The organism is Ruegeria sp. CK2, from assembly GCF_056536585.1.
In genome coordinates this window covers 1-13,440 of the sequence record NZ_JBQFPW010000032.1, presented here as the reverse complement: position 1 = coordinate 13,440, position 13,440 = coordinate 1, and the positions used below count along the sequence as shown (strand labels likewise).

The 13,440-nt window shown below is 55.2% G+C and carries 7 protein-coding genes and 1 pseudogene; 2 read left to right on the top strand and 6 right to left on the bottom strand.

Annotated elements, in window-relative coordinates:
• Positions 1-155: 155 nt before the first annotated feature.
• Together ACR0BU_RS24240 and ACR0BU_RS24235 are read right to left on the bottom strand one after the other, a co-directional pair.
• A complete protein-coding gene (locus tag ACR0BU_RS24240) occupies positions 156-341 on the bottom strand; it encodes a hypothetical protein (RefSeq protein WP_480739464.1) in 186 nt (61 codons plus the stop codon).
• 827 nt (positions 342-1,168) lie between these two features.
• Positions 1,169-7,483 (bottom strand): tandem-95 repeat protein, encoded by a 6,315-nt coding sequence (locus ACR0BU_RS24235; protein ID WP_480739466.1) that lies wholly within the window; start codon positions 7,481-7,483, stop codon positions 1,169-1,171.
• 620 nt (positions 7,484-8,103) lie between these two features.
• Between ACR0BU_RS24235 and ACR0BU_RS24230 the strand changes: the two genes are divergently transcribed.
• Positions 8,104-8,580: a hypothetical protein gene (locus tag ACR0BU_RS24230; protein WP_480739467.1), complete on the top strand. Its 477-nt coding sequence runs from the start codon at positions 8,104-8,106 to the stop codon at positions 8,578-8,580.
• Between the two features lie 326 nt (positions 8,581-8,906).
• On the opposite strand, the pseudogene tnpC reads toward ACR0BU_RS24230, so the two are convergent.
• The 3 genes and pseudogenes from tnpC to tnpA form a co-directional block, all read right to left on the bottom strand.
• Positions 8,907-10,230, bottom strand: a pseudogene (gene tnpC / locus ACR0BU_RS24225) (IS66 family transposase).
• Between the two features lie 69 nt (positions 10,231-10,299).
• On the bottom strand, positions 10,300-10,647 hold the full coding sequence (gene tnpB / locus ACR0BU_RS24220) for an IS66 family insertion sequence element accessory protein TnpB (protein ID WP_480739469.1): 348 nt from the start codon (positions 10,645-10,647) through the stop codon (positions 10,300-10,302).
• The gene (gene tnpA, locus ACR0BU_RS24215) at positions 10,644-11,039 is read right to left on the bottom strand and encodes an IS66-like element accessory protein TnpA (protein ID WP_480739471.1); all 396 of its coding nucleotides are present in this window, start codon (positions 11,037-11,039) and stop codon (positions 10,644-10,646) included. The genes tnpB and tnpA overlap by 4 nt, the downstream gene beginning before the upstream one ends.
• Positions 11,040-11,065: 26 nt before the next feature.
• Between tnpA and ACR0BU_RS24210 the strand changes: the two genes are divergently transcribed.
• On the top strand, positions 11,066-11,371 hold the full coding sequence (locus ACR0BU_RS24210; RefSeq protein WP_480739473.1) for a LysR substrate-binding domain-containing protein: 306 nt from the start codon (positions 11,066-11,068) through the stop codon (positions 11,369-11,371).
• A gap of 510 nt (positions 11,372-11,881) precedes the next feature.
• Here the strand turns inward: ACR0BU_RS24210 and ACR0BU_RS24205 are convergent.
• A complete protein-coding gene (locus tag ACR0BU_RS24205; protein WP_480739474.1) occupies positions 11,882-13,279 on the bottom strand; it encodes an RNA-guided endonuclease InsQ/TnpB family protein in 1,398 nt (465 codons plus the stop codon).
• Positions 13,280-13,440: the final 161 nt, after the last annotated feature.

Below are 13,440 nucleotides of genomic sequence, written 5' to 3'. Positions count from 1 at the left end.
ATGAACCGGAGGATTTGTTGACCCGGAGGCAGTAACAAATGCCACCTCCGGGTCTCTTGGGCCTCATTCGGCTGCAATCACGCCTGGCTCGCCCACAGTGTGGCCTGATTGGATCGCAGTGAGAACGCGCAGCGCCTAGTCTTTTGGTTCTGCGGTCAGAAACACCAGAGCTGGTACTGGTGGATCTCGGTGAAACAACCCAATGACTTGAGCCAAGGCAGGCTGTCTTTCGAAACTCCGGTGAGTTCCAACCGTTGATGCGCAGCCACGCGTCGGCGCTTCAGGTTAAACCCATTGCCCAGATCGACCGCGCGATCCGTATCCAGTGCGATCCGCAGCATGTCCGAAGAACTCGTAGCAGCCCAACATGTCCATCGGCATCTGCAAAGCATTCTCCGAGTAGCTGACGCTGCTGATTGCGGCATCCTCGGCAGGTGCTTCGCGGCACGCGATCTTCATTGTCTTGGTAAAGCCTTTCGCGCTCTTGTCCGCGGCCAGCATAATCAGCGCAGCGCACCGACGCATGCCACCCACAACACCATACCTTCCCCTGATCAAGCATTGTGTGGATCCGCTTCAACACGTTCGCGCACCAGGCGAAACTGTTTGGCGCTGTAACGCTCGAGCGGGGCAATCAGGAGATAGCCATCGCCTTTTTGACCGGTCGACCAGGTTTTGATGTTGCCGGCCTCGGTGCCATTGAGCCTATAGATGTGACTTGAAAAGTAGATGCCCTTGGGTTTCGGCTCGTAACTCCAGAAGTTTGTCCCGCTTTTGCCAACATGTCCTAAGTCGCCATACAGTTATTGCTTGCGCCGGTAATCGTGGCACTCTTTTGGAGGCCCGTAATTGGAGATAGCATGAGCGTTTAAAAACAGTCCGTCAGCTTCACAGATGCCGCTTTTACTTTTGCGAACGGACTTGTTGAGCGTGAATACCCAAATGCCATCGCAGCGGTGCCGGGTGAATTGGTCAAAGCCTGGTCCGAGTGGGAACGCGAAAAACACCTCTTACAGATCATCCAACGAAATAACAACTGATGCGACTGGCGACTGTATCTTAGGCACAACCGCCACCAAGCCGATGGGGCGGGGGTGGCTCCTGCTCCAATCGGCGTCGCGATGCGCCATAGTGAAGGTGTCTAAGTCTACTTTTGAGAGGAGCCACCCTACCCGAAGAGGAAGTCATCTTCAGTCAGCGAGATCGGGCGGGAATCCGATACATAAAACGTACCATGCCCTGACACAGAAATTTCTGCGCCGTAACCGCTCGATATGATGGTCAGATCAGAGTAAGATACACCTGCGATATCCACTCTGATAAGGTCAACGCCAAGTGCGAAGTCCTCTATCGAATCGTATCCAAAACCTTCGCGAAAAACAAATTCGTCGCTTCCGCCGCCGCCATATAGGTAATCACCGCCGCCGCCGTACAGGCTATCATTGCCGGCACCGCCATGCATGATGTCATGGTCATCGCCGCCATGTAGACTATCATCGCCATCACCGCCATACAGGGTGTCATGGTCATCGCCGCCATACAGGGTGTCATTGCCAGCGCCGCCATATAGGTAGTCATTGCCAGCGCCGCCATGCAGACTGTCATCGCCAGCGTCGCCGCTCAGTTGGTCGTTGCCAGCACCGCCGTTAAGTCCGTCATTGCCATAACTGCCAATCAGGGTGTCCTTGCCAGCACCGCCGTTGATCTGGTCGTTTCCGCCGCCGCCATTCAGATAGTCATCGCCAGCATCGCCATATAGGATATCAAAGCCAATATCGCCGTTGATCTGGTCGTTTCCCAGGCCGCCATGCAGGGTGTCATTGCCAGCACCGCCAAACAGTCCGTCATTGCCATCACTGCCATACAGGGTATCACCAAACGCAGACCCAACAAGCCATTCAATGCCAACATAGGTATCCCCGGCCGCTTCGCCGGTGTTCAGGGAAGTATCTTGCAGTGACGCCGTCACTCCAGATGTCGCATACCGATACGTCGCCTGATCGAAGCCTGCTCCACCATCCAAATGGTCGGCGCCTGCACCACCAATCAGGATGTCGTTGCCCGTCCCGCCGTATAGGCTGTCATTGCCATCACCACCGACGATCTGGTCGTTTCCAGTGCTGCCATACAGGATGTCATTGCCAACTGTACCAACGATCATCGGCGCTTCGTTTCGTCCGTGAACAACGACTGAAACAGTTGCGGTGCTTTCACCGCCATTGCCGTCCTCGACTGTGTAGGTGAACGTATCCATCAGGGTCTGGCCCGCTGCCAAAGCCTGAACATCATCTGCGCCGGTTGGGTCATAGCTGATCGTCCCGTCGGTGTTCAGCATCAGTGCGGCCCCATGCGCACTTGTGGCAGAAACAGCTGTCACCGTCAACGCATCGCCCTCGACATCGCTGTCGTTAGCAAGAAGCGTGGCTGTCTCAATCAACGTGACAACATCTTCTGTGATGATGCTAGCGCTTTGAGCAACACCATTCGCATCGAAAATACGGGCCTTGATGGCAGAACCGTACGTATCGCCTTGCTGCCCGTCACGAGACTGCCAAGTGACGACGAAATGGCCATTGGCGAGGGCTGTTACACTCGCCTGTTCTTGCAAGTTATTGGTAAACTCATTGACCAAGAACTCACTGACGACCTCATCGCCATTCGCATCAAAAATACGGGCCTTGATGGCCAATTCCGTATCGCCTTGCTGCCCGTCACTGGACTGCCAGGTGACAACAAAATCGCCATTGGTAAGGGCTGTAACACTCGGGATGCCTTGAGAGTTGTGGGTGAACTCATTGACGACAAATTCACTGACGATCTCAACACCATTCGCGTCAAATATACGAGCCTTGATGGCAGAACCGTACGTATCGCCCTGCTGCGCATCATCAGACTCCCAGGTGACGACGAAATGGCCATTGGCGAGCGCTGTAACACTCGAGTGTTCTTGATCGTCATTGGTAAATTCATTGACCAGGAACTCACTAACGATCTCAGCACCATTTGCATCAAAAATACGGGCCTTGATAGCAGTACCAGACGTATCGCCTTGCTGCCCGTCCTCAGACATCCAGGTAACGACGAAATTGCCATTGGCGAGGGCTGTCACGCTCGGGGTGCTTTGTTCGTCATTGGTAAATTCATTGACGAGGAACTCACTGCCGATCTCACTGCCGTTCGCGTCAAAGATACGCGCCTTAATCTCAGAAGTATCGCGGAACGGCCACTCACCAGACACCCAGGTGACGACGAAATTGCCATTGGCGAGGGTTGTCACACTTGGAATCCATTGATCGTCATTGGTAAATCCATTGACCAGGAATTCACTGACGATCTCATCGCCATTTGCATCGAAAATGCGGGCCTTGACAGCATACTCAGACGTATCCCCTTGCTGCCCGTCACGAGACTGCCAGGTCACGACAAAATGGCCATTTTCCAGTGCTGTAACACTTGGGTTCCACTGATAGCTATTGGTAAATTCATTGACCAGGAATTCACTGACGATCTCATCGCCATCCGCATCGAAAATACGCGCCTTGATGGCAGAACCATCGCCATCCCCCTGCTGCCGGTCGCGAGACTCCCAGGTGACAACAAAATGACCATTGGCGAGGGTCGTAACGCTCGAGGAGGTTTGAGCGTTATTGGTAAACTCGTTGACCAGGAACTCACTTGTATCAACAATATCATCAGCCGCGACAGGCGCTTCGTTTCTTCCGTGCACAACGATCGAAATGGTTGCGGTGCTCTCCTCGCCAAAGCCGTCCTCGATGGTGTAGGTGAATGTATCTGTCAGGGTCTGGTCCCTCTCCAGAGCCTGCACAGCATCTGCATTGGTGGGATCATAGCTGATGGTCCCGTCGGTGTTCAGCGTCAGGGCGGCACCGTGCGCACTCGTGGCATCAACAGCTGTTACCGTGAGCACATCCCCGTCGACATCGCTGTCATTGGCCAGAAGGGCGGCGGTATCAATCGAGGTGACAACATCTTCGGTGATCGGAGTGGAACTCTGAGCCACATCATCAGCCGCCACAGGGGCGTCGTTGACAGGGGTAATCTCGAGCGCAAAGGTACCGCTTTCTGAAAGTGACCCGTCGCTGGCCGTCACCGTGACACTCAACATGCCATTGAAATCCTGCGGCGGTGTGCCCGAGAAGCTCCCCGCAACCGCATCAAACAACAGCCAGTCCGGCAGCGCCGCACCCCCAACCATTGTTGCACTCAAGCTCAGCGCATCACCATCCACATCCGTGAACGTATTGGCTGGCAGTGCAAAGTTCACGGCCTCATCTTCTGCGGAAGACTGAGGAGGCAATGCAAGGGCCAGAACAGGCGCATCATTGGCTCCGTGCACAACTACTGAAACTGTCGCGGTGCTCTCCCCGCCATGGCCGTCCTTGACCGTATAGGTGAATGTGTCAACGAGTGTCTCGCCTTCCGCCAGAGCCTGAACATCATCTGCGCCGGTGGGATCATAGCTGATTGTCTCGTCGGTGTTCAGCGTCAGGATGGCTCCATGCGCACTTGTGGCCGAAACAGATTTCACCGTGAGCGCATCCCCGTCGACGTCGCTGTCATTGGCCAGAAGGGTGGCTGTATCAATCAGGGTGACAGCATCTTCTGTGATGATGTTCGGGCCTTGAGCAACACCGTTTGCATCAAAAATACAGGCCTTGATGGCAGAACCGGACGTATCGCCTTGCTGCCCGTCGCGAGACTCCCAGGTGACAACGAAACCGCCATTGTCGAGGGCTGTAGCACTTGGAATCCATTGAGCGTCATTGGTAAATTCATTGACCAGAAACTCATTGACGATCTCAACACCGTTCGCATCAAAAATACGGGCCTTGATGGCAGTACTGGGAGTATTGCCCTGCTGCTGGTCAAAAGACGTCCAGGTGATGACGAAACCGCCATTGGCAAGTTCTGTTACGCTCGTGAACAGACCAGCTTCAGCGACCGGGAATTCGCTGGCGACCTCAGCGCCATTCGCATCAAATATTCGGGCCTTGACAGTAACGCTGGAGAGATCGTCCGGCTGCTCATAAGACGCCCAGGTTACAACGAAATTGCCATTGGAGAGGGCTGTAACGCTCGAGGTCGTTTGCCCGAAATCGGTGAATTCACTGACCAGGAACTCACTGACAATCTCCTCGCCATCCGCGTCAAAAATACGGGCTCTGAGGACCCCACCAGTCAGATCATCGCCCAGATCATGCTCAGAAGACTGCCAGGTGATGACAAAATGGCCATTGGCGAGGGCCGTAACACTGGTGAGGCCCGTACCACTCGTGTCGAATTGATTACCAACGGTAACTTCATTGATCAGGAATTCACTGACGATCTCGTTACCATTCGCATCAAATACACGCGCCTTGGTAGCATAATCAGTGGTATTGCCCTGCTGCCCGTCTTCTCTGGACACCCAGGTGACAACGAATTGGCCATTGGTAAGTTCTGTAACATTCGGGGAAAATTGACTACCATTGGTAACTTCATTGACCAGGAACTCACTGACGATCTCGACGCCATTCGCGTCAAAAATGCGAGCTTTGATGGCCCAATCAGTATCGCCTTGCTGCCCGTCTTCAGACATCCAGGTGACAACGAAGCCGCCATTGTCGAGGGCCGCAACACTCGGAAACACCTGAGAGCCTTCGGTAAATTCGTTGATGGGGAATTCACTGACAACCTCAACACCGTTTGCATCAACAATGCGGGCCTTGATGGCGTAATAAGACGTATCGCCTTGCTGCTCGTCAGCAGAATGCCAGGTGATAACAAAATGGCCATTGGTAAGTGCTGTAACACTTGGACCGCCTTGATCGTTATTGGTAAACTCATTGACGCGGAACTCACTCGCGCCAACAACATCATCGGCCGCGACAGGCGCATCGTTGACGGGGGTAATCTCAAGCGCAAAGGCACTGCTGGCTGAAAGAGACCCGTCGCTGGCCGTCACCGTGACACTGACTTGCCCCGTATAGTCCTGGGGCGGCGTGCCCGAGAAGCTCCCCGAAGCCGCATCAAACACCAGCCAGTCCGGGAGTGCCTCACCCCCAACCAGCGTTGCACTCAGGGTCAGCGCATCCCCATCCACATCCGTGAATGCGTTCGCCGGCAGTGCAAAGCTCACGGCCTCATCTTCCGCGGAAGCCTGATCAGGCAATACAATTGCCACAACAGGGGCATCATTGGTGCCGTGCACAACGACTGAAACAGTTGCGGTGCTCTCCCCGCCATGGCCGTCTTTGACCGTATAGGTGAAAGTATCCGTTAGTGTCTGACCTTCGGCCAGGGCCTGAACAGCGTCTGCGCCGGTGGGATCATAGCTGATCGTACTGATCGTACCGGCGGCGTTCAGCGTCAGCGTGGCGCCATGTGTGCTCGTGGGAGAGACCGCTGTCACCGTCAGCGCATCCCCCTCAACATCGCTGTCATTACCAAGAAGCGTGGCGGTATCAATCAGGATGAGAACGTCTTCTGTGATGATGTTCGGGTTTTGGGTCACACTATCATCAGCCGCGACCGGTGCGTCGTTGACAGGGGTAATCTCAAGCGCAAAGGTGCCGCTTTCTGAAAGAGCCCCATCGCTGGCCGTCACCGTGACACTCAATATGCCATGGAAATCCTGCGGCGGTGTGCCCGAGAAGCTCCCGGAAGCCGCATCAAACACCAGCCAGCCCGGCAGTGCCGTCCCATCCGCAAGCGTCGCGCTTAAGGTCAGCGCATCCCCATCCACATCCGTGAATGCATTGGCCGGTAATGCAAAGCTCACGGCCTCATCTTCCGCGGAAGATTGATCAGGCAATACAATTGCCACAACAGGCGCATCATTGGTTCCGTGCACAACGATGAAAACGGTTGCGGTGTTCTCCCCGCCATTGCCGTCCTCGACCGTATAGGTGAAGGTATCCGGCAGGGTCTGACCCTCTGCCAGAGCCTGAACAGCGTCTGCGCCGGTGGGATCATAGCTGATCGTCCCGTCGGTGTTCAGCGTCAGGATGGCCCCATGCGTACTTGTGGTGGACACATCTATCACCGTGAGCGCATTCCCGTCGACATCGCTGTCGTTGGCCAGGAGGGTGGCGATATCAATCGAGGTCACAACATCTTCGGTGACCGGAGTGGGACTTTGAGCAATGTCATCAGCCGCCACAGGGGCGTCGTTGACAGGAGTAATATCAAGCGCAAAGACATCGCTTGCTGACAGAGACCCGTCGCTGGCCGTCACCATTACATTCAATATGCCATGGAAGTCCTGGGGCGGTGTGCCCGAGAAGCTCCCCGCAGCCGCATCAAACACCAGCCAGTCTGGCAGGGCCGTCCCATCCGCAAGCGTCGCGCTTAAGGTCAGCGCATCCCCATCCGCGTCCGTGAATGCATTGGCCGGCAGTGCAAAGCTCACGGCCTCATCTTCCGCGGAAGCCTGATCAGGCAATGCAATCGCCAGAACAGGTGCATTGTTCATAACGGTCATTAAGTTCTCCAATTCAAGTTGGTGAGCAATTGCAGTGATCTCGCTCTGGTCCTGAACCCGCCGGTGCCGCTGGAGGACCTGGCTTTGCGCTCCCGGCCAGTGTTTCCAGGTTTTGTTCCTGCGTTTTGGTGCTGTGGTTTTTGCTGTCTGATTGCCCGCGAATACGTCCAGCCAATTCGTCCCGCATCCAACACTGGACCCAGATCACCAAATTGGAAAATACCGGGATTCTATTTTTGAATAGACATCGGCTATCGTAACATCCGCCGTCAGGCTCGCATCTTGTCAACACAGGCTGGCCAAACAGGTGCTCAATAGCAGCGAAAGCGCGTCAGGTCCCGCTCATCCGCCACTTGCCACCTGGTTTTAAATGTCCACTTCTCGCGGTTCGCAACTTACCGCACGAGCGAAGCCTGAAGGTGCGGTGAAGGTCTGGTCAGGGCTCTGAACGACGTGTCCTGAGATGGCCACATAAGGCATTCTTCCATTCCATCGAATGGATCGCACCATCTAACCTTGGGATCAAACACCTAGTCCGATGTATTTGACGCACATCAGGTTGTTTTCCGTTTCGAAGTGTCGTTTTGTGAGCGCTTAGATTTACGGCTATACAGACTCCGATGACGAACAGCTCTGACCCAGAAATTTCTCCCACCCTGTATATATTTCTGGATGAAGGAGGCAATTTCGACTTTTCACCAATCGGTTCAAAGTACTTCACGCTTACAAGCGTCAGTAAGTATAGACCGTTCACGCTGCACACCGAACTGGATACTTACAAATACGATCTCATCGAGCATCGGATTAAGCCGCGCATTGAGATGGAGTACTTCCACTGTGCCCAAGACAACAGGTTTGTTCGTTCGGTGGTGTTTGAGAAGCTTTCAAGATCCATTCCACCCAACTCTGTCGATGCTGTCATCGTCGAGAAATCCAAAACTGGCCCCGCTCTTCGGGCCATAGAACGTTTCTATCCTGAAATGCTTGGTTATTTGTGTATCCGTCCGGTGAAGGTGCAGGGTTCATTGGCTTATGAACCAGTTTCCGCTGCGCATAGGCCCTTGCTCACGACCCATCGTTATCCGAATGAGGTTTGATACGGCACCATTGCCTTCTGCATCTTGCAAATTCAGTAGCCGCTCGACGTCTGGGATATCTCCAAACAGGACGAGATCAAAATGCCTGTCTGCCTTGGGGGCAGAGGCAGGATTTTGCACTTGATATCGCCGATGGAGCACGGCGAACAAGAAGTAGTACCGCTCGTCGTCGGTTTTGAGGACGGCCAGATGGTCAGTTGTAGTTGCAAAGGTGAAGTTCAGCGATGCAAAGCCACTTTCTACGGGCAGGTGATATGTCAGTTGATCGCCTTGTTTTGTCGCCCAAGGCTCGTATGGTTTACGCTCAAGAACAACCTTTTCTATCGTCATTGTGGGGATTCCATCCACGCCCATGGCATCAGTTCACCGATGCGGTTGATCTTGTGATCCGGTAGGCGTTCAAGCACCCATGCAAGCCAGGCCTCGGGATCGACGTCGTTCATCTTGGCCGTTTCGATCAGAGTATAGGCGATGGCAGCGGCTTTACCGCCACCGACGGAACCCATGAACAGGTAGTTCTTACGGCCCAGGGCAATGGGTCGGATCGAGCGTTCACAGATGTTGTTGTCGAGTTCCAGCCGCCCGTCGCTGAGATAGGGCCGCGCCTTGGGCATGCTGTTCAAGGCATAGCGGATCGCCCCGGCCAGTTTGGTTTTGCCCGAGATTTTGGGAAGCTGGGCCTGTAGCCAAACCTCTAGTTCATCAAAGATCGGCTTGGCCTTCTCCTGCCGCAGGACGACACGTTCTTCCGGCGCTTTGTTTTTGGCTTCCTTCTCAACGGCGTAGAGTTCTGCGATCTGCGTAATGGTATGTTTGGCGATATCCGCGCCGGTGCGTTCCAACTCGTCCACGAACTTGCGGCGCACATGTACCATACAGGCTTGCTCGCCAGCCTTGTCTTTGCCGAACAGCCCATTGAAGCCAGCAAAGCCGTCGGCATGCACGGTTCCAGTATAGCCCGAAAGATGATTGACGGGGTGTTCGCCCTTGCGGTCTGTGCTGAACTGATACCACGCGCAGGGCGGCGCATCCCCGCACCACGGGCCTTCATTGCGCACATAGCTCCACAGTCGTGCAGTTTGCGTCTTCTTGGGTTTGAGCTTGCTTTGCAGCTTCACTGGCGTGTCATCCGCAAAGAGCGCCGGGCCTGCCCTGACCAGTTTGCCGATATGATCGGCCAATGGCTCCAGCAGTGCCGTGCTGCGCCCCACCCAATCGGTCAGCGTCGAGCGGTGCAAATCGACCGGGGATATACTCCAGCTCTTCGGTGATATCTTCATCGATCTGGCGAAGGGAGCCACCGCACTCATCACATTCTCCACCAGCGGACAGCACCTCGTCCTGCCGTTCCAAATGGTCGGGCAATGGTTTGCGGCTGTGCTGGCGCTTGGGCGGTTTGCTGTCGGCCTCGGCTGGTTCGCTCTTCTGCGCCTCAGCCCCAACTGCAATCTCTGCATCTTCCGCCAAATCGAGGGACAATTGATCCAGGCTCTCGGATTTGGAGCCAAACCGCGTTTTGCGATGACCATGAAGTTCGGCCTTCAGCTTCTCATTCTGGTAAGTCAGCGATCGCACCTCAGCCATCAAACGCTCGCTGACAGCCCGCAGTTCGGCAGGGTCTTCCGGCAAGGATTTAAGGGCGTCCAACATGAGGCTGGGTATAACCGATTGCCGCAAAAAGGTGAATCGCCAAACGCCAGATCGCACTGATATCTTGGCCTACCCAGTGCTCAGGGGCTTCCATGTCTTTTGGGGCATCCGCCAGTCAATCCCTTCGAGCAGCATCGACAACTGCGCTGCTGTCACGCTGACTTTGCCATCTTTGGCAGCGGGCCAAACAAAGCGCCCGCGTTCCAGGCGCTTGCTGAACAGGCACGCCCCCTGGCTGTCCCACCAGATGATCTTCAAAAGATCGCCTCGGCGACCCCGGAACACAAACAGATGCCCGGAATAGGGATCGAGTTCCAGAACCTTCTCCGCCTGTGCGGCCAGAGTATTGAACCCGCGTCGCATGTCCGTAACCCCGGCGGCCAGCCAAACCCGCGTGTTCGATGGAACGGGGATCAAGGCATTAGTCCCTCAACCAAAGACAGCACCGCCGACAGGGCTGTCGTACCTTCCACCAAAATCCGCCGTCCATCTGACAACGTGATGTCCACGCGCTGTGCCGACAGCGGGGCGCTATTAACAGGAGGCGCGATCACGTGCAGCGGAGCAGATGGCAGCCCCTCTATCTCGACAGGTAAAAACGCCCCGCTGTCGGTATCCAGCTCCAAATCAGCCTCGTCTTCAGGCGCAAACCGAGGATCGCGAAGCCATTTGTGGATCAGATTGGTGTTCATCGCATAGCGTCGCGCAACCTGCGCAACCGATACGCCCGATGCTCGCGCCTGCGCACAGATCGAGCGCTTCTCATCATCAGACCAAAACCGCTTCTTCTGACCCTTCTTGCCCGCCATAGAGTGCCCCATGATGTCCACTATCGATGGTGGACACTATCAGCACAATCCATCAGCCGTCAGAGCGAGAAAACCGGACGGATACGATCAAGCTAACGTCTTCATCTATTGAGGCCGTACGTAGTCTGGCGGCGTCTGGCCAGGCCGTCACGATCCTGAGCGATGTCGTTTATCGTCCCTGGACGCTAGACGGCCGGCGCGTTGAGAGGATTGAACTGGCCGATACAATCCCGGCCATGGATGTCGGCATTGCCTGGTCCCAAAAAACCAAGTTGGGGCCTGCGGAAGTGCTGCTGCGAGAGACATTTGAAAAGTCGATCCCAAAGACTTGAAAGCCGAGTTCTGAACGCGCCGTGACCTCTGAAACGTGACGCACCAGGACGTCACCAATGGCAGGCAGCATGATTTCGCAGGAAGCTAAAAACCTGACAAAGGGGACCTTCATACCGCGCGGAGCATTCAGTAAAATGGGCTCTCACCTGACATTCGAGTCAGTGCCATTCTGACGTAACCTGGGCATTGGCACGTCGGAACGCGGTGCAACCTTACCGACATACCAGTGTCATCGTGTAGCACCAGTATCCAGCCTGTATGAAAGAGCGTCTGGATCCCCTAGTGGCCGAGCGCGCACCTTGGCTTTGTGACAGAGACGCACGGAAGAGCGAACTTGCACGCGGAGGGTTGCGGAGCAAGGCGCAACTCTGGTGCGCGCGGTCCAGAACATTCTTCCTGTGCTTCGGAACTTAACACCTAGAACATCACCTTGATCTCTGGACTTGCGCTTAGGCGCGCCTGAATAGGTTTGAGAAGTGTCGGCAAACGTTTCACCAAATATATTGCAGTCAGCCGCAACTCATCGCCGTAGGCGTGTCTGGAATTGTTGAACCGTCATCAGCCTCCACCGGTGACAATCGATCGCTGAAGGCGGCGCACGATGGCGCGTCATGGCCTATTGAGGACGTTGCCGATCCCCTACGGGATTCGCTTGACGTCTTACGAGGGCCTGCAACGGCCCCCGACTTGGCCAGAATGTTTGTGGCCGCATTCGTATTTACGTTATCGCGATGGCCACATGCCACACAAACAAACTGCGCCTGGCTCTGATGGGACCGCTTATCGACCGCACCGCATTCGGCGCAGGTCTGGGATAGGTGTGCGGCATTCACGGCGATGACCTCGCCACCGGCCGCAGCCGCCTTGTATTCAAGATAGACGCGGAAAGCGTATTTCGAAATCGAGAACATTTCGTGATTCAGGGCGGCGTTCGAGTGAACATTCCGACTAGGTTCTTCGACCGTCCCCATGCCGGATCGCGTCATGTTAGAAATCTTCAGATCCTCGATCGCAATCGTGCCAAAGCGGTTCACCAGCATGCGGCGCGCTTTATGTAGCTTGCAGTGCACCCGGGCTTTCTCTTTGCGATTCAGCGCTGCCAGACGAGCGGCGCGGGTCTCCCTGCGGCGTGACCACCTCTTAGAGCGGCTGACGGCCCGTTGAGTCCGTTTAATGCGCTTGGTTGTCTTGTTGCTGGGCGGCGGGATCTTTGCGGCTTCGCCATTCGATAGAGCAATCGGAATTGCGGCACCAAGATCGATGCCGATGGTACCACCAGCCGGGACCGGATCAGCGATATCAATTTTCGACGTGATGCAGATATACCACCGCCCGCTGGCGAAGCCGCCTTCGCAAGTGACAATACCTGTTCGTAGATCGCCTCGTATTCGGCAATGTTTCGACCAACTGATCCAACCCAGTTTCGGAAGGCGGACGCCGCGATTGTTGAAAATAATATTAGGTCGGCGGCCATCGAAGTGACCTTTTTTAGATCGCTTGCCTTTTGCGTTGGAAACCGCGCGCATCTTGAAACTGTTGTCTTGTTCTGCACTCCGAAACCTCGGTGGATAGCAGGAAATGCCTTGGCGCCGGTTATCAAAAAACTTGCGCCAAGCCTGGTCTAAATCTTCCAGCGCATAGATGAAGGAATCCGCTTGCGCGATGGACAACCAAGCCAATTCGGGATCGTGCTTCAGCTTTGGAAGGCTCAAATCTTTGGATTGGTTAAACTTGCTGAAATGGGAATCCCGCCCATGCGCGTCTTGCCCTTGCGGGCGACCATACAAGCGCCTTTGCTCATTCGCAGCATTGTACACCGCGCGCACCGCTGCGCAGGTCTGGCGCAATTGCGACTCCTGCTCGCGAGTGGGCTTAAGCCGCAACTTGTAGGTTCGAATGATTTGCATCGCTTTTTCCGGTGTTGCAGTCAGCTTTCAATTTGAGACCTTCCACCAACAGCCTCAACTAGAACACCACTTTGAGGCCTGCATTTGCACTCAGAGCGCTGGTATCACCGGCGTTACTGAGCCCGGTGGCATAAGAGGCTTCGCCAAAGAGATCCACGCGG

Excerpts from the sequence above, each read along its gene's own strand:
- ACR0BU_RS24240 (WP_480739464.1), bottom strand. The coding sequence starts at position 341 with ATGCTGCGGATCGCACTGGATACGGATCGCGCGGTCGATCTGGGCAAT.
- ACR0BU_RS24235 (WP_480739466.1), bottom strand. The coding sequence starts at position 7,483 with ATGACCGTTATGAACAATGCACCTGTTCTGGCGATTGCATTGCCTGAT.
- ACR0BU_RS24230 (WP_480739467.1), top strand. The coding sequence starts at position 8,104 with ATGACGAACAGCTCTGACCCAGAAATTTCTCCCACCCTGTATATATTT.
- tnpA (WP_480739471.1), bottom strand. The coding sequence starts at position 11,039 with ATGGCGGGCAAGAAGGGTCAGAAGAAGCGGTTTTGGTCTGATGATGAG.
- ACR0BU_RS24210 (WP_480739473.1), top strand. The coding sequence starts at position 11,066 with ATGGTGGACACTATCAGCACAATCCATCAGCCGTCAGAGCGAGAAAAC.
- ACR0BU_RS24205 (WP_480739474.1), bottom strand. The coding sequence starts at position 13,279 with ATGCAAATCATTCGAACCTACAAGTTGCGGCTTAAGCCCACTCGCGAG.